This is a genomic window from Bacillus sp. FSL L8-0528 (assembly GCF_038593085.1).
In the GTDB taxonomy this organism is placed as follows: Bacteria; Bacillota; Bacilli; order Bacillales; family Bacillaceae; genus Bacillus; species Bacillus paralicheniformis.
This window is the reverse complement of the sequence record NZ_CP151961.1, coordinates 3,188,968-3,210,206: the sequence shown is the minus strand read 5'-3', so window position 1 is coordinate 3,210,206 and position 21,239 is coordinate 3,188,968. Positions and strand designations below refer to the sequence as shown.

The window sequence follows — 21,239 nt, the reverse complement described above, 5'->3', positions numbered from 1 at the left end:
TGTTTTCAACGCTGATTTCCAGATTTTCAAGCTTTGTTAAATGGAAGGCCTCTCATGTATATTAAAGCTGTACATTATTCCCTTCTCGTTTGGACCGGCTTTCAAGCCGGTTTTTTTAAAAATATGAAAAGAGCCGCCTTAATAGCAGCCCTTTCCTTTAATCGCCCAAAAGCAAATCTTCGTGTACGATCTACGATCTGTCCGATCAGCCGGTCCGCTTGATCAGGCAGCCCGTCCAGACAGCCGTATTCATAATCCCATAAGTTCATGAAGGAGCAGGCGGCTTTTTGAAATGCGGTTTCGTCCGCCCCGTGGATTTCCTGATAAAAAGCCTGTAGCAGCGACTCTTTATTCATGACTGTCCCTCCTTCATTCATCCGCTTTAATGATGTTCAGGTTTAAATGTTTTACAATCCGTTTCTTCACTATTAGAAGCTTTTTCACCTTCAGCATGACTGACGACATAAATGGCGTCGGCTGTGCACTTGTTTCCCTGTCCCCAATAAGTGCAGTTGCTGACTTCACACAGTATTTTTTGTTCCATATCATTTTGGCCCCCTTTAAAAGTTGTACACATTTAGCTTAACCTTATTCATGCTGTTTGATGTACCGCTTGTCCTTCATGAACAATTTCCAGAAATAATAAAAGCCGGGGAATAAAATAATAAAACCGACAATGTAGGAGATGAACAGCGCCCTGAATGTCTCTGGTGCGGTGAAGCCTGATTGAATCGTGACATCAGGATAGACCATGTAAGGAAGGTGCGCCCTCCCGTACACATAGCTCGCCGTAAAATACTGCAGCGTAATGGCGATGACAGCCAGGCGAGGCTTTCCCTGCCGGTCGCTGTTATGTCTGTTTGGCAGAAACAGAGCCGCAAATGCGACGAGAAACAGCAAAAACGATAAAATCAGCCACGGAAGCCCGTCCATCATTTTCGTATAAAGCCAGCGGGCTTCCGTCCTCATGGTCATCATGATGCTGAATGACATAAGCAAAGCGAGCGGGCCGGTGATTAAAGCGTTTCGGCGGTAGACCTGATACGCGTCTTTTTCTCCGGCTACATTTGAAAAATCAGCCAGCAGCAATGAAGACAGAAACAGCGTGCTGAAAATGGCAAAGCCCATAAAAGAATAGGCATGAGGGCTTAAAAACAAATTAACAAAATCCAATTGGTGGCTTCCGTCTACCTGATATACGAAGTTGCCGTGTGTCACGGGCAAGACGAGGATTAAAACAGCCGGAATGATAAAGCCACTGATCCCTGAAACGTAAGTCAAAGCCCTTTCATAATCTTTTGCAGCGTGCGAAAAGACCAAAAATCCGCTTCGAATCGCCAAAAGCAATAAAATAATGCTGCCGGGAAGCAAAAGCACTGTTCCCAGCACAAAAGTGCCGCCCGGGAAAAAGCTGAAAAGGGCCACGACGATTCCGACGATGAAAACATTGGTCACTTCCCAAGTCGGAGAAAGGTAGCGGTTTGCAATATTGGTTGCTTTCAGCTGTTTTTTGTTCATATAGATCATCGACCAAAATCCCGCTCCAAAATCCATTGACGCCATCACGGCGTAGATAAATATAAATCCCCAGACGATCGAAATAGCCAGCAGGGCATCTGTTGTTCCATCCAGTTGCATCATATGACTTCCCTTCTGTTTTTTTGTACATTCAGCTGCTTTTTAAATCTTCTTCGACAGGGTGGCGTTTAAAGTAATATTGCAATACGAACACCACCGCTGCTCCTAAAATGATGTAGACGATAAAGAACAAAAGAAACAATATACCGATCGAGCCGGAGGATGTCACTACTTCAGACGTTTTCTGCATATGGTAAATGACCCAAGGCTGCCTTCCGGTGCAAGCGAACACCCAGCCCAATTCGATTGCGAGCAAAGCGAGCGGGCCGCCGGTTATAAACACGGCCAGCATCCAGCGGGGAAAGCGGTCTTTTTTCATGACTTTTCTCCAAATAAAACCGACAGCAGCATAAACAATCAAAAGGCTGCCGATAAAAACCATGCCGTTAAACAAAGTATGAATGAACAGAGGAGGCCACTCATCCCTTGGAAAGTCATTCAGTCCTTTTACGACGGTGTCAAAGCGGTTGTCGGCCAAAAAGCTTAAAGCCCAAGGAATCTCAATCGCCCATTTAACCGATTGCGTCTTTTCATCAGTAAATCCGCCGATCGCAAGTGGGGCGTGGGACTGAGTTTCAAACAGCCCTTCTGCGCCCGCCAGTTTTTCAGGCTGGTAGCGATGAAGAAGCTGTGCGGATTCGTGTCCGCTCAGAGCCGTGACAAGAGAAAACGCTCCTCCGACAATCAGCCCGAGCAGCAGCGCTTTTCTATGAAGGGCGTAGACTTTTTCATCACCGCGGTTTCGAAGCATTTTGTAGGCGGCTATCGTCGCAATAATAAACGCGCCCGTCATAAAAGCGGAGACGACAACGTGTCCTGCTGTGGCCACAAAGCTTTTGTTGAAGAACGCCGTCCACGGCTGAACATCTGTAATTTCGCCGTTCACGATTTTGAAGCCTTCAGGCGTTCCCTGGAAAGCGTGCACATTTGTAATTAAGATGGCTGATGCGGCTGCTCCGATAACGATAAAAATGACAGCTGTAATTCTCATAAGGGGAGTCAGCCGATCGGCTGCGTAAACATAAATGGACATAAATAAAGCCTCAATAAAAAAAGCGTAGATTTCAATTTGAAATGGGAGGGACATGACTTTTCCGATCACTTCCATGAATCCCGGCCAAAGCAAGGCGAGCTGAGTTCCGGCAATGGTTCCGGTCGGTATGGCGACCCCGAGCAACACGGCCTGTGCCTTCGTCCATCTTTTGGCCATAATGGCGTAGTGGGGATCTTTCGTTCTTTGATAGATCAGCTCGGCCAGCAAAATCATTAAAGGAATTCCGACACCGAGCGAGGCGAAAATAATATGGAACCCCATCGTTGTTCCGAAAAGGCTTCTTGCAAAAATCAAGTCATTCATCCGGAAAACCACCTTTCATTTACACCATTTTGCTTTTTATTGTTTACCGCCTTTTTTAGATTATTCTTCCTGTGAGCGGTTAAAATGGATAAGGTGTTCAGAACATGGCAAATGAACATTCATTTTTGACACAAGCATATGAAAGGTATATAATAAAACGTAATAATTACGTTTTGTTAGGAGGAATGGCACATGAAACCAAATATTCACCCGAAAACTTATCAAGTGATCTTTCAGGATGTAAACAGCGGGTACCGTTTTTTAAGCCGCTCAACTAAAACTTCCGATGAAACGGCCGAGTGGGAAGACGGCAAGACATATCCCGTTATAAAAGTTGAGGTAAGCTCAGACACCCATCCGTTTTATACCGGAAGACAGAAATTCAATGAAAGAGGCGGAAGAGTCGAACAGTTCAAGAAAAGATTTAATATGGATTAAATGAAAAAGACCGGATGTTTCCGGCCTTTTCAGATTGTTGACAAAATCCCAAAACGGCTCTTAGTTTTGGGATTTTGTCATCCTTTCAGCGTGATTGAAAACCCTTGCAGTCTAGGAAGGCCGAGCATTGGAGCGGAGCGAATGTTGGAATTCGTGAGCACCGACGCGCAGGCCTGACAACGAATGCGAGGGTTTGGCGACACGCTGAAAAAGACCGGATGTTTCCGGTCTTTTTTTCGTCTATATAAAAAACAAGCGCATGAGGTCTCTCATGCGCTTGATCTTTGTTATTTGTTTGATAAAGCTTTTTTCAAGACGTCCAGGTTTTCTTTCATGATGGTGGTATAATCTTTGCCGCTTTCAATGTCTTCTTTTGTTACAGATTCAAGGTTTTTCATCGTCAGGCTTTCGGCTCCGATTTCTTTTTTGATGATCTCGGAGATTTTGCTGCTGACATTGTTTTCAAAAATGACATATTTAATTTTATGTTCTTTCGCTGTTTTAACAATGTTTTCAAGCTGCTTTTGTGAAGGTTCTTCAGTAGGCGAAAGGCCGAGAACGCTTATTTGTTTAATGCCGTAGCGTTTTTCCCAGTAGCCGTAGGCGGCATGTGAGACGAGAATTTCTTTTTTATCAGCTTTGTCGACGGTCTGTTTAAAGTCTTTGTCAAGCTGCTCCAAATCTTTTTTTAGAGATTCATAGTTTTTCGTAAACGTTTTTTCGTGTTCCGGTTCTAATTTTACGAGTTCGTCTTTAATGTTTTCGGCCATTTTTGCAGAAAGGACAGGATCGAGCCATACGTGCGGGTCATGATCTCCGTGGTCGTGATGATCGTGGCCTTCGGCTTCTCCGTGTTCATGTTCTTCTTCATGAGCATGCTCATCGTGTTCGCCTTCCTCTTCACGTGACAGAAGGTCAATGCCCTCTCCGGCTTTGACGATTTTGACGTCGCTGTTTTTTAATGTGTTTACAGCTTTGTCTGCGAATCCTTCCACACCGACTCCAGAGTAAATAAAGGCATCCGAGTCGGAAATCTCCGCCATCGTTTTTGAGCTTGGCTCGTAAGTGTGCGCCTCAACGTTTGGCGGGTAAACACTTTTGACGTTCACATATTCTCCGCCGATCTTTTTGGTGAAGTCTTCAAGCGGATAAATGGTTGTATAGATATCCAGCGTGTCTTTATTTTCTTTTTGTTCACTGGAAGTGCCGTTGCTTGAACAACCGGCTGCTAATCCGGCAGCAAGAATGAATGCAGATGCTAATCCGAATGTTTTTTTCATGGTATTTCTCCTCTCAATGTAAAACTGTAATGGTTCCGATTTAATGGTCCTGTATCATTGTATCGTAATAATTACGATTTGAAAAGAGGAAATGATAGTTAAATATACTCAGGCAGTGAATCATGGAAGGTCGACCAGTCTGAATTCATTTCTTTATCTGTAAGAAGGGTTTGATCCAGGGAGCGGATCACGTCTTCCTGATTCATGTCAATGCCGATAAAAACGATTTCCGTTTTCCGGTCTCCGTATGTTTCATCCCAGTCCGTTTTTAAATGGGGATCCTCTTCAAACGCGAGCTTTTGTTCTTCCTCGGGAGACGCTGCAATCCAGGGGCCTGCGCTTTGGATCATCAGAGAAGAGCCTGCCTGGGACAGAAGGCCTGCTGTGTCATTTCGAGAAGCAAGCCAGAAGAAGCCTTTTGCTCTGATAATATGAGGCGGCCAGTTTTCAAGCCAGCGCTTCAGTCTTTCAGGATGGAAAGGCCTTTGTTTTTGATAGACGAAGGAAGAAATTCCGAATTCCTCTGTTTCAGGTGTGTGCTCTTCATTCAGTTCTTTGATCCACCCCGCTGACTGACTTGCTTTTTCAAAATCGAACGATTTCGTATTCATGATAGCCGAGAGCGGCACTTTTGCGAATGTCGAGGAAATGATTCTGCAGTCCGGATTCAGTTTTCTCAGGGACCAGAAAAGCTTTTCCTGCTCTTCTTTATTGAGTAAATCAGTTTTATTCAAAATGAGGACATCGGCAAATTCGATTTGCTCAATTAAAAGATCGGCCACTTCACGGCTGTCTGTTTCATCTGCCGCCTGTTTCCGTTCCAAAAGGCTCTCGCCCGAAGCGAAGTCCTCAAAAAAACGGCTCCCGTCGACGACGGTGACCATTGTATCAAGTCTGCAATATTTGCCTAAATCAATATCCAGATCCTCATCTTTGTAAGTAAAGGTTTGGGCAACGGGAATCGGCTCGCTGATACCGGAAGATTCGATGAGAATATAATCGATTCCGCCGTTCTCCGCCAGCTTTTGGACTTCGATGAGCAAATCGTCTCTCAGCGTACAGCAAATGCAGCCGTTCTGCATTTCGACAAGCTTTTCATCCGTGCGGATAAGATCCCCTTTTTTCACCAGGGAGCCGTCGATATTTATTTCACTCATGTCATTGACGATCACGGCGATTTTCATGCCGTGCGCTTCATGCAGGACATGCTGCAGCAGCGTCGTTTTCCCGGACCCGAGATAGCCGCTTAAAACAGTGACAGGAATCAGGTTTTGCGTCATGTTTTTCACTTCCTTTAAAACGTAATTATTTCGATTTATACAAAGGAAATCTTACTTGACTTATGAAAAAAATACAAGAAATATGTTATATTTAGATATAAAAAGCGTTTAGAAAGGAAATGAGCCATGAAACTTTTGGAAAGCATTCTACAGTTCAATCACCAGTTTGTTGAGCGGCAGGACTATCAAAAATACCAAACAAGCAAGTTTCCCGATAAGAGAATGGTGATTCTGTCTTGCATGGACACAAGGCTTGTCGAGCTGCTTCCTCATGCCATGAATATGCGGAACGGGGACGTGAAGATCGTTAAGAGCGCGGGTGCACTCGTGGCTCATCCTTTCGGGAGTATTATGCGGAGCATTCTCGTTGCGGTATACGAACTGAACGCTGATGAAGTATGCGTGATCGGCCACCATGACTGCGGAATGAGCAAGCTGAGCTGCGACAGCTTTTTGGATAAAGTCGTTAAGCGAGGCATTCCGAAAGAACGGATTGAGACACTTGAGTACTCCGGCGTCGATTTTGAACAATGGCTGAAAAGCTTTGATTCTGTAGAGGACAGCGTCAGGGACAGTGTAAGCGTGATTCGAAACCATCCGTTGATGCCGGAGGAAGTACCTGTTCACGGACTTGTCATCGATCCGGAAACAGGCAGACTGGATCTTATTGTCAACGGATATCCGGAAGAGCGCTAATCCTTTTGCTTTTTTTCCGGAACGGGATCTATCCCGCCGGGATGGAACGGATGGCATTTCAGAATCCGCTTAATGGTGAGCCATCCGCCTTTAAATGCACCGTGCTTTTCGATCGCTTCACGGCCGTAATTGGAGCATGTCGGATAAAAACGGCAGGTCGGCGGAAGAGCCGGTGATATCCATTTTTGATAAAAGCGGATGAGCAGCAGGAATAAGGTTTTCATGTTTTTCGCACCTTTTTTATTTTGACCTTATTATAATATAAGCAAAAAACTGATAAAAAGGAAAAGCATTGACCTAAAAACTTATCGGTAAAGTATGATATAATACAAAAAGACCGATTAGAGGGGAGAGAGGAACCATGCCTTCAGTTGAAAGTTTTGAACTTGACCATAATGCAGTAAAAGCGCCTTACGTCAGACACTGCGGCGTCCATAAAGTGGGATCGGACGGCGTCGTCAACAAGTTTGACATCCGTTTTTGCCAGCCGAATAAACAGGCGATGAAACCTGATACGATTCATACTTTGGAGCATCTCCTTGCATTTACGATCCGCACGTATGCGGAAAAATATGACCACTTTGATATTATCGACATTTCGCCGATGGGCTGCCAAACAGGTTATTACCTGGTGGTGAGCGGTGAACCGAAAGTGGAAGAAATCGTTGATTTGCTTGAGGATACGTTCAAAGAAGCCGTTGAAGTGACTGAAATTCCGGCGGCTAACGAAAAACAGTGCGGCCAGGCAAAGCTTCACGATCTAGAGGGCGCAAAGCGCATGATGCGTTTTTGGCTTTCGCAAAATAAAGAAGATCTGCTCAAAGTGTTTGGATAAAACGTTTGAAATAAACCGGCTCAGAAGAGAGCCGGTTTTCATTTTTTGTTCACAAAGAAAATAATGCCATATATCCCTGAACTTTGCTACACTTTATATTGTAATACATATCATAGAAGAAGGGTGATAGGATGCGTTTGGGAAAATGGTTTATTCTCTTATGTTTAGCAGTCGGTCTTTCCGCCTGCAGCCAGGGGGACAAGCAGGCGGCATCAGATGAGGAGCCCAAAGTGCTGACGGCCAAACTGGCGGCTCCTGAAGCGGCGGCCAAAAATGAAAAGGCTGTCATAAAAGCGACCGTGCGCTATGGGGACGAGCCTGTTGCAGATGCCGATGAGGTGGAGTTTGAATGCTGGAAGGCCGGGAGTAAGGAAGATAGCGAGCTAATCAAAGCGAAGAATGAAGGAAAAGGCGTATACAGCATTGAAAAAGCGTTTCCTGAAGATGGCCATTACAAAGTCCAAGTCCATGTCACGGCGAAAAAACAGCATACAATGCCGGTTGCAGACATTAAGGTAGGGAAGGCAACGGATGTGACTGATGAAGATGAAAAAGAAGAAGCCCACCATCACTGATGAGGCTGTTCTTCTTCCCGCGACGGAAGGGGATCGACTTCATGCTTGTAGTCATAAGCTTTTGATGTTGTAACAAGCGATACGGCCAGAACGGCGCCGGTAATCAGAATTCCTACAATAATCCAAAAGAGGATCATCACTTACCTCCGAATAGCTTTTTCCATTAGTTTACCATATCAGGCAAAGAAAATCATGATAAAGAGTAAAAGAAATGTTTCCTGCACAAGCTAAACGGGTAAATCAAAAGTAAACGAAAAGGAGGACGACCTTATGTCTGAAAAATTGAAAGCAACCGTCAACAAACAAGTCGCGAACTGGACCGTTCTATATGTGAAGCTACATAATTATCATTGGTATGTGAAAGGGAAAGATTTCTTTACGCTGCATGAAAAATTTGAGGAACTTTACACAGAAGCGGCAGAGCATATCGATGATTTGGCTGAACGCCTTTTGGCTATACAGGGCTCCCCGGTCGGAACGATGAAGGAATGCCTTGAAATGTCCGCGATTAAAGAAGCGGACGGAAGCGAGTCTGCTGAACAAATGGTGCAAAATATTTATAATGACTTTTTAACGGTGGCTGAGGAGCTGAAAAGCGGAATGGAGCTTGCCGATGAAGTCAATGATGAAACGACGGGAGACATGCTGCTCGCGATTCATCAATCGATCGAAAAACACAACTGGATGCTGAAAGCCTACTTAGGGTAAGAAAAGCTCGGGCAATGCCTGAGCTTTTTTTTATTTTCGTTCTTTTTAAAGCCTTTTTTAGAAATTGTCAAACAATTCATCCAAGCCTTTCAAAGTCTTTTTTCATAGGATAAGCTATGAAAAGTCTTTTTTGAAAGGATGTTGAAGCATATGTTTAAGGACTTAAGCATCTTTTCGCTCTTTACAATCGGTTTATCGGCCATCGGATTTTTGTTTGGCCGAATCGAATATTTATTTATGATCTTAATAACGCTCATGGGAATTGAATTTGTCAGCAAAAGCTTGAACGAATGTGTGGAAGATCGATTTACAATGAAGAGGCTGTTTACAAGGCTGGCGAAAAAATTGGTGACGCTCTTTCTTATATCCGTTGCCCACCTTTTTGATCAGATGCTGCAAACAGGCAGTTCGATCCGCGATTTTTCTATCATGTTTTATATTTTATATGAAGCGTTTCAAATCATAAGCACGGCTCATTCGTTAGGAATCCCCGTGCCGCAGATGTTATTGGATATTTTAAATACCATAAAGGAAAAACTCCGGGGAAAGCCGTAACATTTTAAAACAACTGGTCATACTAACACGAAAAAGGATGATTGGCTTTGGAAAAAAGGACATACTATGTTTCGGTGCAAGATGGAATGATTTCACAGAGCTCAGACGCTTCCCCGTGGGAATTTCAAATTTCAGCGACAGATGATGACATCATTATATTAAGGGAGTATTTTGATCAGCTGTATTCAGAAGACTGGATTAACTTTTTCAGAGCTCACGTGCCGGCAGTCGAATACCATTATGACAGTGCAAATGACAAAATGGACGAACTGCGCAAAGACATTTACTCGATGCTTTACCGTCTGGGCAATGAAGAAACCAAGTTGTTTATCAGTGAAAACGGACTTGCCGAACTCAATTCAGCAGATTAAACGAAGCACCATCAAGCACGGAGTTACCCAGCCTTGCCGCCTTCTCACTCAGAAATGGACACTGAAGTTCTGAGGGAACAATAAAATTACTGAGCTGAACTGGACAAAAACTCTACCGAAAGAACCAATATATGATATGATGAGTGGAAGAAGCAAGGAAACGGATAAGAGGGATTAGGATGTACGAATTTAAAGATTTTTACCGTAATACGGTTCAGCTTTCTTTTGAAAAGGAACCTTTTTCAAAAGAACCAAAGCATGTGTGGGTGATCTGCCGTTACGAAGATCAATGGCTGTTGACAAATCATAAAGACAGGGGCCGTGAATTCCCAGGCGGCAAAGTCGAACCAAGCGAAAATGCTGAGGAAGCGGCTTTGCGGGAAGTGAAGGAAGAAACAGGCGCTGTCGTAAGAAAGCTGACCTATCTCGGACAATATAAAGTTCTTGGCAGAGAGAAAGTGATCGTCAAAAATATTTATTTTGCCGATATCGAAAAGATCGAAAAACAGCAGACATACTATGAGACAAATGGCCCTGTTTTGCTGAAGAGCCTCCCGAAAGATATCGCTAAAAACAGAAATTACAGTTTTATAATGAAAGATTCCGTCCTGACGATCAGTCTTGAAAAGCTGAAAAAGGCCGGCATCATCAAATAAAAAGCCCTGCATTTGCAGGGTTTTTTCATGTTATACTCTGCCTTTCATCCACTTTCTTTCCAATAGCTCGACACCCTGATACATCATCGTTGCGAAGACGGCGATGATCAGGAGGCTCAGCATGACGAGGTTGAAATTAAAGACTTGAAAGCCGTAGATGATCATATAGCCGAGGCCTTGAGCCGACACTAAAAATTCTCCTACGATGACACCGACCCAGCTCAAGCCGACGTTGACCTTCAGTGTAGATATGATTGTCGGAATGGAAGCGGGCAGAATGACTTCTTTGAAAATCTCGCGTTTCGTTGCACCGAACGTCTTCATGACTTTTAAATAGTTTTCATCGATTTCTTGAAAGGACGTGTAGACGACGATTGTCGTAATGATAACGCTGATGATGGCGCCCATTGCAATAATACTCGTCAAGCTGGGGCCGATCGCCACGATGAGAATAGGGCCAAGCGCCACTTTCGGCATCGCATTTAAGACGACAAGATACGGATCCAATATTTTGGAGAGCCTCGGGAACCACCATAGAAGGGCGGCCAGAAAAGTTCCAAGCAATGTTCCGGCCAGAAAGCCGAGGATGGTTTCAAATACGGTGACACCGATATGCCCCGGCAATGATCCGTCTCCCATCTTTTCGAGGAAAAGCGACCAGACGGCTGAAGGAGAGCTGAAGATCAGCGGATCGATCCACGCCAGACGGCTTGCGGTTTCCCACAGTGAAAAGAAAACGATGAAAATCGCGATTTGATAAAAGCGGACCCGCCTTTTTTCGGCCTGCTGCTCCTTTAAAAAATCCTCATGAAGGAAGTCAATTTTTGATTTCAGATGTTTGTTATTCAAGGTCATTGAGCTCCTTCCATATGTTCTGAAAGAGGGGCTGAAATTCCGGTTCCTGCCTCGCTTCAAACGGTGTCAGCTTCCTGATCGGTTCAGGAACGGCAAATGTTTTATGGATGGTGCCCGGCTGCTTTGAAAATAGCAATATCCGATCGCTCATCGCGATCGCTTCACCGATATCATGGGTCACGAGCACCGCTGTTTTTTGATACGTCTTTAACGTGTTGAACACCAAATCTTCGAGGTTCAGTTTTGTCTGATAGTCAAGGGCTGAAAAAGGTTCATCAAGCAGGAGGATATCGGGATCGACAGCGAGTGTGCGGGCAAGCGCCGCCCTTTGTCTCATACCGCCTGAGAGCTCTTTTGGATACTTTTTTTCAACCTCGTAAAGCCCGAATTTTTTCAGCAGGCCGAGAGCGGTTTCCTTTGTTTCCGGTCCGAATTTTTTGGAAATATGCAAACCGATTAAGACGTTTTCTTCAATGGTTTTCCAGGGAAATAAATAATCCTGCTGGAGCATATAACCGATGTGGCGATCCTCTTCGTCAGGCGTGCATCCTTCCACCAGGACGCTTCCTTCCGTGGGGGAAACGATGCCGGCGATGATCGATAAAAGTGTTGTTTTGCCGCATCCGCTTGGGCCGAGAAACGAAACAAATTCGCCTTTTTCGACTTCAATGCTGACGTTTTCCAGCGCTGCTGTTTTTTCCTTTAATGAAAAGTAAGTATGTGTGACATCCTGAACTTGCAAAAAAGACACTGCGGCCACCTCCTAGTGATTTTTTGTGACCTTTTCGGCGATCTTTGTATTGACCAGCTCTTGATGCGGGGTGCGCTTCGGCAGCTCGCCTGCCTCATCCATGATGGTTTGAAGCTGGTTCCATTCTTTTTCATCCAAAACAGGCTCAAGGGCAAAAGACCGTTGTTGTTTATACCGTTCGATTGAAGATTCAATGATTGAAAGCTCGGTATCTTTAAAATAATCTTGAATGCTTTCGGCAGCTTCTTTTGCAGAGTGCGTCTCCACCCACTGCTGCGCTTTATAAACCGCGCGGGTGAACTTTTCGACCGCTTCTTCGTTTTTCGTTAAGTAGCTTTGTTTAGCCATGAATGTCGTATATGGAATTCGGCCCGATTCTTTTCCGAAGGAGGCGACAATGCGGCCGATGCCTTCTCTTTCAAAAATGGAGGCCTGGGGTTCAAATAATTGAACATAATCGCCTGTACCAGATGCAAAGCTGTTTGCGATATTCGCGAAATCAATCGTTTGGATCAGGTCCACATCCTTTTGGGGATTGATGCCTTTCTGTTTCAGGACAAATTCGCCCGCCATCTGCGGCATTCCGCCTTTGCGCTGGCCAAGGAACGTTTTGTTTTTCAAATCATTCCAGCTGAAATGCCCCGAATCGTTCCTGGCGACGAGGAATGTTCCGTCCGTCTGGGTGAGCTGTGCAAAATTAATCACCGGATCGCTTGCGCCCTGGGCATTCACGTATATTGACGTTTCCGAGCCGACAAGCGCAATATCGGCGCCGTTTGACAGAAGGGCAGTCATCGTTTTATCTCCGCCCCAGGTCGTTTTCAGCTCAACATCAAGGCCTTCTTCTTTAAACAAACCTTCAGACAAGGCGATATATAAAGGCGTGTAGAAAACGGAACGGGTCACTTCCGCCAGACGGATCTTTTCGAGCTTTTGACCGCCGCATGAAGCAAGGATAAACAGCATCATAATGAAGGATAATATGGTAAAAAAGAAACGCTTCAAACCGATTTCCCTCCTTTGATTTCGGTTATTTTCGGCATAAAATAGTTTATGTTATATACTAAACAGGTGTGAGAGGCAGCTGCGGATTAAAAAAGAGGTGACGTGACGAATGTGGTTAGAAAAAAGAAGGTTTCCATCGCCGAACAAAAAGGTGCGTCTGTTTTCCGTCACATACCTTTCGCAAGGACTCAAGGTTAAGGGGCTCTTGGCGGAACCGGCCGCTCCCGGACATTATGACGGATTTTTGTATTTGCGCGGCGGAATTAAAAACGTCGGGATGGTCAGACCGGGCCGAATCGTCCAGTTCGCTTCACAGGGCTTTGTCGTTCTTGCTCCGTTTTACAGAGGCAATCAAGGAGGAGAAGGCGATGAAGACTTTGCGGGTGATGACCGGGAAGATGCTTTTGCCGCTTTTCGTCTTCTTCAGAAGCACGAACTGGTAAAAGACGGACGCGTACACATTTTTGGCTTTTCCCGCGGCGGGATCATGGGTATCTTAACGGCAATCGAAATGAAAGAAGCGGCCGCTTCGTTTGTGTCTTGGGGCGGTGTCAGCGATATGGTCATGACCTATCGCGAACGCAAAGATTTGCGGCGGATGATGAAGCGGGTCATCGGCGGGACGCCTGAAAAGGTTCCTGAAGCGTACGAATGGAGGACGCCTTTTGATGAGCTGGAGAAGATTGAAGCGCCCGTGCTTTTGATCCACGGAGCAAACGATGAAAATGTCTCCATCGAGCATGCGCGGCGTCTAGAGCGCGAACTCCTGCAAAGAAACAAGTCTGTGGATACGTGGTATTTCAGTCGATATACCCACTATTTTCCTCCGCGGGAAAACAGGCGGATTGTAAGAGAATTGTCTCAATGGATGAAAAGCCGGCCTTGGACAAGTTATGGTAAACTAAAGGAAAAGAGAAAAGGAGGGGGACTTTAGGTGGGAATGCCAGTTGAATTTAACACGATGATTGTGACTAAAGGAAAAGAAACACGGGTTGAGGAAAATGTGTTTACACTTGAGAAAGAAGGTTATCGGGTTTACCCTCTTCATGTGCCGCTTGAAGTCAGAAAGACTAAGCGGGGCGACATTACCGGCACCGCGCAGGCGGAGCGTCTTGAATGGTCAGACGGACGGACTCATTTAACATACAGGCTCGTATCATTAAATTCGACGAATTAAAAAAAAGCCAAGGCGCGGATAGCGTCCTTGGCTTTTCTGTATTATGCAGGCACATCTTCCTCTTTTCCGATACCTTTTTTGGAAGTCAGCCTGTGAATCAGCATGGTGAGAGCGCCGTCTCCTGTCACGTTCGTTGCTGTACCCAAGCTGTCTTGAGCAAGGTAAAGTGCGATCATCAATGATACGCTGGTTTCATTAAAGCCGAGCATCGACTGCAGCATTCCGGCCGCGGCCATGACGGCACCCCCCGGGGCACCGGGGGCTGCGACCATTGTGACGCCAAGCATTAAAATGAACGGCATCATGATCGAAAAAGTCGGCGTTTGACCGTTTAGAATCATCACGCCCATTGCACAGCTCGTCAGTGTAATCGTGCTACCTGACAAATGAATATTGGCCAGGAGCGGAACGGCGAAGTCAGCCACTTTTTGGCTTGCTCCCGTTTTTCTGACTTGTCTCAACGTGACGGGAATCGTTGCCGCTGACGATTGTGTGCCGAGCGCGGTGAAGTATGCCGGCGCCACGATTTTCAACAGCGACAGCGGATTTCTGCCGTTTGCGGCGCCCGCAACGGAGTACTGAATCAAAAGTATGACGAGGTGAAGGACGATAATCATCACGAAAACTTTTGCAAATACGGATAAAATCGTCTGCACCTGACCGCCGAACGTCATATTGGTGAAAATACCGAAAATATGAACAGGCAGTAGCGGAATAATAATATATGATATCAGCTTTTCAACGATCGTTTGAAATTCATCGAACGCGTTTTTTAATGTTTTTCCGGGCAGATAAGCGATTCCGATTCCCATGATGAAAGCAAAAATCAGTGCGCTCATCACGCTCATAAACGGCGTCATTTCAATTGTGAAAAATCCTGCTTGCAAAACTTCTTCCGGATTTTTAAATTCCTGCAGCTGATGGCCGGTAATGATCGCGGGGAGAAGATTTGATCCGACAAGGTACGCCAGGAGGCCGGCAAAAATGGTTGACGTGTAGGCGATACCTGCTGTAATGCCAAGGATTTTTCCGGCGCCGCGGCCGATTTGTCCGATGCCGGGAATAATAAAAGCGATAATAATAAAAGGAATGACGAATTTAATGAAGTTTCCAAAAATATCATTGAAAGTAGCGGCTGTTTTGACAAACCAAAGCGGAGCAAAGCTTCCGACGATAACACCAAGAACAATTGCCGTAATAATTCTCGGCAGTAATCCAAATTTCATAGATGTGTCCTCCTGATATATACAAATGTTCTTATCATATTATCATATGAAAGATTTCTTTTGTAAAAAATAAAAAAAGTCTGTATTTTCAAATAATAACAGCCGAGAATTGGAAGCGTTTCATCACAGGCGGTGCTTGATTGTCATCTTGATCATTGTCCAGAAAATGGCATCGGTCGCTGACGGGCGAAGGGGATTTTTAATAAACTGCAGCAGCGCAGAATACCTGCGCTGCTGCAAGCGGGCTGAGTTAAACAAGCGGTCCTCCGGCTTTTTCGATGTTTTCGGTATTAGAGAATTTTTTGAAATTCTTTTTGAATGCATTCGCCAAGTGGATCGCTTTTTCCTCGTATTCGTTTTCATTTGTCCAAGTTTTAGCCGGGTCAAGCACTTGGTCAGGCACACCCGGAACATGGACCGGTGAATGAAGTCCGAAAATGCGGTCAGTCTTCATTTCGGCGTTATCCAGTTCTCCTTCTATCGCAGCCTGAACCATCGCTCTCGTATAAGCGAGGCTCATTCTTTCCCCTGTTCCGTATCCGCCGCCGGTCCAGCCTGTATTGACGAGAAAGACGCTGACGCCGTGCTCATCGATTTTTCTTCCGAGCATTTCAGCGTACACATGTGCAGGGAGCGGAAGGAACGGGGAACCGAAGCAGGTCGAGAATGTGGCTTCAGGAGCGGTGATCCCGCGTTCGGTGCCGGCGAGCTTGCTTGTATATCCGCTCAGGAAATGATACATGGCTTGTTCTTTCGTTAACTTGCTGATCGGAGGAAGCACGCCGAAAGCATCTGCCGTCAGAAATACAATGGTCTGCGGGTGTGCTGCGATGCTCGGCTTGACGATGTTGTCAATCGCGTCAATCGGGTAAGCCGCTCTCGTGTTTTCCGTATAGAATGCGTCGGAATAGTCCGGCTCCCCGGTTTTACCGTCAACCACGACATTTTCAAGAACGGAACCGAAGCGGATCGCATTGTAAATCTGCGGTTCTTTTTCTTTGCTTAAGTTAATGCACTTGGCGTAGCAGCCTCCTTCAATGTTGAAAACGCCTGTGCTGGACCAGCCGTGTTCGTCGTCACCGATCAGCTTCCGCTTCGGATCGGCGGAAAGCGTCGTTTTGCCTGTGCCTGACAATCCGAAGAAGAGAGCAGTTCCGCCTTCCTCGCCAATGTTTGCCGAACAGTGCATCGGTAAAATGTTTTGTTCAGGAAGAAGATAATTCATAATAGAAAAAATCGATTTTTTCATCTCTCCGGCATATTCAGTGCCTCCGATTAAAATCGTACGCTTCTCAAACGACACGATGATAAACGTTTCAGATCTGGTTCCGTCAATGAGCGGATCGGCTTTGAAATGCGGAGCGGAAAGAATCGTAAACGGCTGTTCTTCAGGTTTTTTATCATGTTCTTCAGGTCTGATGAACAACTGTCTTGCAAACAGGTTGTGCCAGGCGAACTCGTTGACAACTGTAATCGGAAGCCGGTATTTTTCGTCTGCTCCTGCAAACCCTTCAAATACATACAATTCATCGCGTTCCTTTAAATAGCTGAGCACTTTTGTGTACAGCCGGTCAAAGGCGGCTTCTGAAATCGGCTGGTTCACTGCGCCCCAATCGATTTTGTCCTTTGTGCTCGCTTCTTCCACAATGAATTTGTCTTTTGGCGAGCGGCCGGTGTATGTACCGGTTGTAGCCCGCACGGCTCCGGAAGATGTTAAGACTCCTTCTTTGCGTTCAAGGACTTTTTCAACCAAAAGGGGAACGGATAAGTTCAGCTGAACGTTTTCGCCCGTTAATAACGTTTGTAAGTCAGTTGTTAAATCTACAGAATTCATAAAAAACCTTCCTTTGCGTGTTTTTTAATGTGTATAACATTAATGTAGAATTAGTATAACACATTTACTCTTATAGTCTATACCGTTTCTTCATTTTTCGTTCGGGTTTTTTCTCGAAAGACAAGTTTAAATTTATTTCGGCCGATATTGACATAACAAGCCATTTTAAGATAAGATATTTCATTGAGCGGATACTCTTATCCCGAGCTGGTGGAGGGACAGGCCCAATGAAACCCAGCAACCGGTTTCTCTTATTAATGGAAAAAAACAGTTTCTGAGACAACTACGGTGCTAACCTGATGCAAGGTGTTCAATACCTTGAGCGATAAGAGTGAAAGGCACGCAATACCAGACCCTTTCCTCAGCGAATAGGAAAAGGTTTTTTTATTGCATAAATCGAGATACAAAAATTGCTAAAAAAACTGCCTTCAGGAGGAAGGTACTCGGCGTTTTTCACAGGACGTGAAAGGTTTTAGCCGAGTATCAAGCAGGAGGAAGGTACTGGGCGTTTTTCACAGGACGTGAAAGGTCTAGCCGGGCAGCCAGTCAGGAAAAATTCTGTTAAGGGGAATTTTGACTTAGAATCTCGTCAAGAATAGCATATGGAAATTGTTTCAAAACGAGAGCGTATGAAGCCCGAGTATCGTCATATAATCAAGAGGGACGAGATCCGTATCATACTTAAGATCACGGCTGATCTTCATATACAGGAGGAAACATAAATGAGCAAAAACCGTCGGTTATTTACATCAGAGTCAGTTACGGAGGGACATCCGGACAAAATTTGCGACCAGATTTCGGATAGTATATTAGACGAAATTTTAAAGAAAGATCCGAATGCCCGCGTTGCCTGTGAAACATCTGTGACAACCGGATTGGTGCTGGTAAGCGGTGAAATCACGACGTCCACTTACGTCGATATTCCGAAAACAGTCCGCGAAACGATTAAAGAAATTGGCTACACACGTGCAAAATACGGTTTTGATGCCGAAACTTGCGCGGTCTTAACGTCTATAGATGAACAGTCTCCAGACATTGCAATGGGAGTCGACCAGGCGCTTGAAGCGCGTGAAGGAGCAATGAGCGACGCTGAAATTGAAGCGATCGGAGCCGGAGACCAAGGTTTAATGTTCGGTTTTGCCTGCAACGAAACAAAGGAACTTATGCCTCTGCCGATTTCGCTTGCTCATAAATTGTCTCGCCGTTTGACAGAAGTCCGCAAAGAGGAAATTCTGCCGTATCTGCGTCCGGACGGAAAGACACAGGTAACTGTTGAGTATGATGAGAATAACAAGCCGATTCGCATCGATACAATTGTCATTTCGACTCAGCATCACCCTGAGATTTCGCTTGAACAAATTCAGCGCAATCTGAAAGAGCACGTCATCAACCCGGTAGTGCCAAAAGAGCTGATCGATGAAAACACGAAGTACTTCATTAATCCTACAGGCCGTTTTGTTATCGGTGGACCGCAGGGAGATGCCGGTTTAACAGGACGCAAAATCATCGTTGACACCTATGGCGGATATGCCCGTCACGGCGGCGGAGCGTTTTCCGGTAAGGATGCGACAAAGGTTGATAGATCTGCAGCTTATGCTGCGAGATATGTAGCGAAAAATATCGTCGCCGCAGGCCTTGCTGATTCCTGTGAAGTGCAGCTTGCCTACGCGATCGGTGTCGCACAGCCGGTATCCATTTCAATCGATACATTCGGTACAGGCAAAGCCAGTGAAGAAACATTGATCGAAGTGGTTCGCAAAAACTTTGATCTAAGACCTGCCGGCATTATTAAAATGCTCGATCTTCGCCGTCCGATTTACAAACAAACGGCAGCTTACGGACATTTCGGCCGCCTCGACCTCGATCTGCCTTGGGAGCGCACAGACAAAGCAGATCAGTTGAAGAAAGATGCATTAGGAGAATAACAACCGCATAGCCGCTTTCATAAGCGGCTTTGTTTTTCGATGGCAAAAAGCGGGCGGATGTGAAACGTTTTTCTTTAAACACTTGTCTAATCAAGAAGCAGACTTTGATTTCTGCACGAAATTTAAAAAATCGGAGGCAATACTATGTGTGGATTTGTAGGGGTATTCAATCATCGCCCATCATCCGAGACAGCAGCCCAGGAAGAACTGATTAAACAAATGAATGAAATGATTGTACACCGCGGTCCGGACGATGATGGGTACTATCATGATGAGCATGTAGGCTTCGGATTTAGAAGACTCAGCATCATCGATGTGGAAAACGGAGGACAGCCTCTGTCTTATGAAGATGATTCCTATTGGATTATTTTTAATGGAGAAATCTATAACTATATAGAACTGAAAGACGAACTTATTTCAAAAGGATACGAGTTCAAAACCGATTCAGATACGGAAGTTTTGCTTGCGACTTACCGCCACTACAAACAGGAAGCCGCTTCCAAGCTGCGCGGAATGTTTGCTTTTTTAATCTGGGATAAAAAAGAACAGCTCCTATACGGAGCGCGCGATCCGTTCGGCATTAAGCCGCTCTATTTTACGAAAACGGACGGCCATGTTTATTTTGCGTCAGAAAGAAAGAGCCTGATGGCTGTTGATGCCGATTTGGAATTGAATGAAAAAGCGCTTCAGCAGTATACGTCATTCCAATTTGTACCGGAGCCTGAGACGCTTGACAAAAAGGTGCAAAAAGTAGAACCGGGCCATCAGTTTACTGTCCGCCCGGGCGAGGATATTCAATTTAAAACATACTGGAAAGTTCAATTCAAGCCTGTTCAGACCGAAGAAGACAAGCTTGTTCAGGAAGTAAGAGACGCGATCTTTGATTCCGTAAAAGTCCATATGCGAAGCGATGTGCCTGTAGGTTCCTTCCTTTCCGGAGGCATCGACTCTTCTTTTATCGTGTCGGTGGCGAAGCAATTCCATCCCAACTTAAAAACGTTTTCTGTCGGCTTTGAACATGAAGGCTTCAGCGAAGTTGACGTTGCGAAAGAAACCGCTGAAAGGGTCGGCGTGGAAAACTTCAGCGCGATCATTTCCCCTGAGGAATATATGAACGAGCTTCCAAAGATCGTCTGGCATCTGGATGATCCGCTGGCAGACCCTGCTGCGATTCCTTTGTATTTTGTCGCGAAGGAAGCGAAGAAGCAAGTTACGGTTGTTTTGTCCGGAGAAGGAGCAGATGAGCTGTTCGGCGGTTACAATATTTACCGAGAGCCGCTTTCATTAAAGCCGTTTGAGCGAATTCCGTCCCCGCTGAAAAAGATGCTTCTGCACGTAGCTTCAGCGATGCCGGAAGGAATGAAAGGGAAAAGCTTTTTAATGAGGGGCTGTACACCTCTTGAAGAGAGATATATCGGCAACGCAAAGATTTTTGAAGAAGGCATGAAATCAAAACTTCTTCGCCAGTATGACAGCAACCTCTCTTACTGTGACGTGACAAAGCCATATTTTGAAGAAAGCAAGTCCTACAGCGAAATCAACAAAATGCAGTATGTCGATATCCACACATGGCTGCGCGGTGACATTTTGCTGAAGGCTGACAAAATGACGATGGCCAATTCACTGGAACTCCGAGTTCCGTTTTTGGACAAAGTCGTATTTGAAGCGGCTTCCAAAATTCCGGAAGAGCTGAAAACGAAAAACGGCACGACAAAATATCTGCTTAGAAAAGCGGCGGAAGGCATCGTTCCAGATCATGTCTTAAACCGCAAAAAGCTAGGGTTCCCTGTGCCGATCCGCCACTGGCTGAAAAACGAAATGCATGACTGGGCCGTGAACATCATTAAAGAGAGCGAGACAGACGCATATATCCATAAAGATTACGTGCTTCAGCTTCTTGAAGACCACTGCGCCAACAAAGCGGATAACAGCCGCAAAATCTGGACGGTTCTCATCTTTATGATCTGGCACAGCATTTTTGTTGAAAAGCGCTTTGTACCGGAAGAACTGAACCATCAGCCAAAAGAGGTCATTATCGTTTAAGCCAAAAAAGAAGGTTTTCGTTAATCGAAAACCT

General features: G+C 45.3%; 26 protein-coding genes and 1 riboswitch. Of the genes, 12 read left to right on the top strand and 14 right to left on the bottom strand.

The window, feature by feature from the left end; genetic code table 11:
* Positions 1–101 precede the first annotated feature (101 nt).
* Genes MHI30_RS16345 through MHI30_RS16330 form a run of 4 tightly spaced genes read right to left on the bottom strand, consistent with a single transcriptional unit; the run spans position 102 to position 2,995 of the window.
* Positions 102–356: a hypothetical protein gene (locus MHI30_RS16345; protein ID WP_237562592.1), complete on the bottom strand. Its 255-nt coding sequence runs from the start codon at positions 354–356 to the stop codon at positions 102–104.
* 26 nt (positions 357–382) lie between these two features.
* Complete coding sequence (locus tag MHI30_RS16340) at positions 383–544, bottom strand: DUF1540 domain-containing protein (RefSeq protein ID WP_020452689.1); 162 nt, start codon at positions 542–544, stop codon at positions 383–385.
* 44 nt (positions 545–588) lie between these two features.
* Positions 589–1,632 (bottom strand): cytochrome d ubiquinol oxidase subunit II, encoded by a 1,044-nt coding sequence (locus tag MHI30_RS16335; RefSeq protein ID WP_178388306.1) that lies wholly within the window; start codon positions 1,630–1,632, stop codon positions 589–591.
* Between the two features lie 37 nt (positions 1,633–1,669).
* Complete coding sequence (locus tag MHI30_RS16330) at positions 1,670–2,995, bottom strand: cytochrome ubiquinol oxidase subunit I (RefSeq protein ID WP_023855818.1); 1,326 nt, start codon at positions 2,993–2,995, stop codon at positions 1,670–1,672.
* A gap of 192 nt (positions 2,996–3,187) precedes the next feature.
* On the opposite strand from MHI30_RS16330, the gene MHI30_RS16325 reads away from it, so the two are divergent.
* Positions 3,188–3,433, top strand: coding sequence for a type B 50S ribosomal protein L31 (locus tag MHI30_RS16325; protein ID WP_003184624.1), 246 nt, complete (start codon positions 3,188–3,190; stop codon positions 3,431–3,433).
* Positions 3,434–3,720: 287 nt separating this feature from the next.
* Here MHI30_RS16325 and MHI30_RS16320 read toward each other — a convergent pair whose 3' ends face one another.
* Positions 3,721–4,713: a zinc ABC transporter substrate-binding protein gene (locus MHI30_RS16320; RefSeq protein WP_075751860.1), complete on the bottom strand. Its 993-nt coding sequence runs from the start codon at positions 4,711–4,713 to the stop codon at positions 3,721–3,723.
* Positions 4,714–4,811: 98 nt separating this feature from the next.
* Positions 4,812–5,993, bottom strand: coding sequence for a GTP-binding protein (locus MHI30_RS16315; RefSeq protein WP_075751861.1), 1,182 nt, complete (start codon positions 5,991–5,993; stop codon positions 4,812–4,814).
* A gap of 126 nt (positions 5,994–6,119) precedes the next feature.
* On the opposite strand from MHI30_RS16315, the gene MHI30_RS16310 reads away from it, so the two are divergent.
* Positions 6,120–6,689: a carbonic anhydrase gene (locus MHI30_RS16310; RefSeq protein ID WP_075751862.1), complete on the top strand. Its 570-nt coding sequence runs from the start codon at positions 6,120–6,122 to the stop codon at positions 6,687–6,689.
* Here the strand turns inward: MHI30_RS16310 and yidD are convergent.
* Positions 6,686–6,913, bottom strand: coding sequence for a membrane protein insertion efficiency factor YidD (yidD, locus tag MHI30_RS16305; protein WP_075751863.1), 228 nt, complete (start codon positions 6,911–6,913; stop codon positions 6,686–6,688). The two genes, MHI30_RS16310 and yidD, sit on opposite strands and share 4 nt — an antisense overlap.
* Before the next feature lie 137 nt (positions 6,914–7,050).
* Here yidD and MHI30_RS16300 point away from each other — a divergent pair, with 137 nt between their 5' ends.
* Together MHI30_RS16300 and MHI30_RS16295 are read left to right on the top strand one after the other, a co-directional pair.
* The gene (locus MHI30_RS16300) at positions 7,051–7,524 is read left to right on the top strand and encodes an S-ribosylhomocysteine lyase (protein ID WP_020452682.1); all 474 of its coding nucleotides are present in this window, start codon (positions 7,051–7,053) and stop codon (positions 7,522–7,524) included.
* Between the two features lie 131 nt (positions 7,525–7,655).
* Complete coding sequence (locus MHI30_RS16295) at positions 7,656–8,099, top strand: FixH family protein (protein ID WP_075751864.1); 444 nt, start codon at positions 7,656–7,658, stop codon at positions 8,097–8,099.
* Here the strand turns inward: MHI30_RS16295 and ytzI are convergent.
* Positions 8,093–8,236: a YtzI protein gene (gene ytzI / locus MHI30_RS16290; RefSeq protein ID WP_020452680.1), complete on the bottom strand. Its 144-nt coding sequence runs from the start codon at positions 8,234–8,236 to the stop codon at positions 8,093–8,095. The two genes, MHI30_RS16295 and ytzI, sit on opposite strands and share 7 nt — an antisense overlap.
* A gap of 133 nt (positions 8,237–8,369) precedes the next feature.
* Between ytzI and MHI30_RS16285 the strand changes: the two genes are divergently transcribed.
* From MHI30_RS16285 to ytkD, 4 genes are all read left to right on the top strand, one after another.
* Positions 8,370–8,807: a Dps family protein gene (locus tag MHI30_RS16285; RefSeq protein ID WP_003184609.1), complete on the top strand. Its 438-nt coding sequence runs from the start codon at positions 8,370–8,372 to the stop codon at positions 8,805–8,807.
* A 150-nt stretch (positions 8,808–8,957) separates the two neighbouring features.
* A complete protein-coding gene (locus MHI30_RS16280; RefSeq protein ID WP_020452679.1) occupies positions 8,958–9,362 on the top strand; it encodes a phage holin family protein in 405 nt (134 codons plus the stop codon).
* Positions 9,363–9,409: 47 nt separating this feature from the next.
* Positions 9,410–9,733, top strand: a complete 324-nt coding sequence (locus tag MHI30_RS16275) for a hydrolase (RefSeq protein WP_075751865.1) — start codon at positions 9,410–9,412, stop codon at positions 9,731–9,733.
* A 179-nt stretch (positions 9,734–9,912) separates the two neighbouring features.
* The gene (gene ytkD / locus MHI30_RS16270; RefSeq protein ID WP_020452677.1) at positions 9,913–10,389 is read left to right on the top strand and encodes an RNA deprotection pyrophosphohydrolase; all 477 of its coding nucleotides are present in this window, start codon (positions 9,913–9,915) and stop codon (positions 10,387–10,389) included.
* Between the two features lie 30 nt (positions 10,390–10,419).
* Here the strand turns inward: ytkD and MHI30_RS16265 are convergent, their stop codons facing one another.
* The 3 genes from MHI30_RS16265 to MHI30_RS16255 are packed head-to-tail and all read right to left on the bottom strand — an operon-like array spanning position 10,420 to position 12,964.
* Positions 10,420–11,244, bottom strand: a complete 825-nt coding sequence (locus MHI30_RS16265) for an ABC transporter permease (protein ID WP_075751866.1) — start codon at positions 11,242–11,244, stop codon at positions 10,420–10,422.
* Positions 11,231–11,995 (bottom strand): ABC transporter ATP-binding protein, encoded by a 765-nt coding sequence (locus MHI30_RS16260; protein WP_075751867.1) that lies wholly within the window; start codon positions 11,993–11,995, stop codon positions 11,231–11,233. The genes MHI30_RS16265 and MHI30_RS16260 overlap by 14 nt, the downstream gene beginning before the upstream one ends.
* A 12-nt stretch (positions 11,996–12,007) precedes the next feature.
* Positions 12,008–12,964 (bottom strand): ABC transporter substrate-binding protein, encoded by a 957-nt coding sequence (locus MHI30_RS16255; protein WP_237562606.1) that lies wholly within the window; start codon positions 12,962–12,964, stop codon positions 12,008–12,010.
* A gap of 145 nt (positions 12,965–13,109) precedes the next feature.
* Between MHI30_RS16255 and MHI30_RS16250 the strand changes: the two genes are divergently transcribed.
* Entirely contained in the window at positions 13,110–13,934 is an 825-nt protein-coding gene (locus MHI30_RS16250; protein ID WP_065643611.1) for a prolyl oligopeptidase family serine peptidase, read from the top strand.
* Positions 13,935–14,177 (top strand): DUF2584 domain-containing protein, encoded by a 243-nt coding sequence (locus MHI30_RS16245; RefSeq protein WP_009329422.1) that lies wholly within the window; start codon positions 13,935–13,937, stop codon positions 14,175–14,177.
* Between the two features lie 41 nt (positions 14,178–14,218).
* Here the strand turns inward: MHI30_RS16245 and MHI30_RS16240 are convergent, their stop codons facing one another.
* The 3 genes from MHI30_RS16240 to pckA all read right to left on the bottom strand — a co-directional run bounded on the left by MHI30_RS16240 (position 14,219) and on the right by pckA (position 17,237).
* Positions 14,219–15,403, bottom strand: coding sequence for a dicarboxylate/amino acid:cation symporter (locus tag MHI30_RS16240; protein ID WP_075751869.1), 1,185 nt, complete (start codon positions 15,401–15,403; stop codon positions 14,219–14,221).
* A 123-nt stretch (positions 15,404–15,526) separates the two neighbouring features.
* Positions 15,527–15,661, bottom strand: a complete 135-nt coding sequence (locus MHI30_RS16235) for a hypothetical protein (protein ID WP_256700606.1) — start codon at positions 15,659–15,661, stop codon at positions 15,527–15,529.
* Positions 15,654–17,237, bottom strand: a complete 1,584-nt coding sequence (gene pckA / locus MHI30_RS16230; RefSeq protein ID WP_075751870.1) for a phosphoenolpyruvate carboxykinase (ATP) — start codon at positions 17,235–17,237, stop codon at positions 15,654–15,656. The genes MHI30_RS16235 and pckA overlap by 8 nt, the downstream gene beginning before the upstream one ends.
* A 194-nt stretch (positions 17,238–17,431) precedes the next feature.
* Positions 17,432–17,569: riboswitch (SAM riboswitch) on the top strand.
* 390 nt (positions 17,570–17,959) lie between these two features.
* Between pckA and metK the strand changes: the two genes are divergently transcribed.
* Both metK and asnB read left to right on the top strand, forming a co-directional pair.
* On the top strand, positions 17,960–19,162 hold the full coding sequence (gene metK / locus MHI30_RS16225; RefSeq protein WP_003184586.1) for a methionine adenosyltransferase: 1,203 nt from the start codon (positions 17,960–17,962) through the stop codon (positions 19,160–19,162).
* Positions 19,163–19,306: 144 nt separating this feature from the next.
* Positions 19,307–21,205 (top strand): asparagine synthase (glutamine-hydrolyzing), encoded by a 1,899-nt coding sequence (gene asnB, locus MHI30_RS16220; RefSeq protein ID WP_075751871.1) that lies wholly within the window; start codon positions 19,307–19,309, stop codon positions 21,203–21,205.
* The last annotated feature ends 34 nt before the right edge of the window (positions 21,206–21,239 follow it).

Coding starts and splice junctions, on each gene's coding strand:
- MHI30_RS16320 (WP_075751860.1), bottom strand. CDS start 4,713: ATGAAAAAAACATTCGGATTAGCATCTGCATTCATTCTTGCTGCCGGA.
- MHI30_RS16330 (WP_023855818.1), bottom strand. CDS start 2,995: ATGAATGACTTGATTTTTGCAAGAAGCCTTTTCGGAACAACGATGGGG.
- ytkD (WP_020452677.1), top strand. CDS start 9,913: ATGTACGAATTTAAAGATTTTTACCGTAATACGGTTCAGCTTTCTTTT.
- MHI30_RS16280 (WP_020452679.1), top strand. CDS start 8,958: ATGTTTAAGGACTTAAGCATCTTTTCGCTCTTTACAATCGGTTTATCG.
- MHI30_RS16265 (WP_075751866.1), bottom strand. CDS start 11,244: ATGACCTTGAATAACAAACATCTGAAATCAAAAATTGACTTCCTTCAT.
- MHI30_RS16250 (WP_065643611.1), top strand. CDS start 13,110: ATGTGGTTAGAAAAAAGAAGGTTTCCATCGCCGAACAAAAAGGTGCGT.
- asnB (WP_075751871.1), top strand. CDS start 19,307: ATGTGTGGATTTGTAGGGGTATTCAATCATCGCCCATCATCCGAGACA.
- MHI30_RS16315 (WP_075751861.1), bottom strand. CDS start 5,993: ATGACGCAAAACCTGATTCCTGTCACTGTTTTAAGCGGCTATCTCGGG.
- MHI30_RS16340 (WP_020452689.1), bottom strand. CDS start 544: ATGGAACAAAAAATACTGTGTGAAGTCAGCAACTGCACTTATTGGGGA.
- MHI30_RS16295 (WP_075751864.1), top strand. CDS start 7,656: ATGCGTTTGGGAAAATGGTTTATTCTCTTATGTTTAGCAGTCGGTCTT.
- MHI30_RS16345 (WP_237562592.1), bottom strand. CDS start 356: ATGAATAAAGAGTCGCTGCTACAGGCTTTTTATCAGGAAATCCACGGG.
- ytzI (WP_020452680.1), bottom strand. CDS start 8,236: ATGATCCTCTTTTGGATTATTGTAGGAATTCTGATTACCGGCGCCGTT.
- MHI30_RS16285 (WP_003184609.1), top strand. CDS start 8,370: ATGTCTGAAAAATTGAAAGCAACCGTCAACAAACAAGTCGCGAACTGG.
- MHI30_RS16300 (WP_020452682.1), top strand. CDS start 7,051: ATGCCTTCAGTTGAAAGTTTTGAACTTGACCATAATGCAGTAAAAGCG.
- MHI30_RS16255 (WP_237562606.1), bottom strand. CDS start 12,964: ATGATGCTGTTTATCCTTGCTTCATGCGGCGGTCAAAAGCTCGAAAAG.
- pckA (WP_075751870.1), bottom strand. CDS start 17,237: ATGAATTCTGTAGATTTAACAACTGACTTACAAACGTTATTAACGGGC.
- MHI30_RS16240 (WP_075751869.1), bottom strand. CDS start 15,403: ATGAAATTTGGATTACTGCCGAGAATTATTACGGCAATTGTTCTTGGT.
- metK (WP_003184586.1), top strand. CDS start 17,960: ATGAGCAAAAACCGTCGGTTATTTACATCAGAGTCAGTTACGGAGGGA.
- MHI30_RS16310 (WP_075751862.1), top strand. CDS start 6,120: ATGAAACTTTTGGAAAGCATTCTACAGTTCAATCACCAGTTTGTTGAG.
- yidD (WP_075751863.1), bottom strand. CDS start 6,913: ATGAAAACCTTATTCCTGCTGCTCATCCGCTTTTATCAAAAATGGATA.
- MHI30_RS16325 (WP_003184624.1), top strand. CDS start 3,188: ATGAAACCAAATATTCACCCGAAAACTTATCAAGTGATCTTTCAGGAT.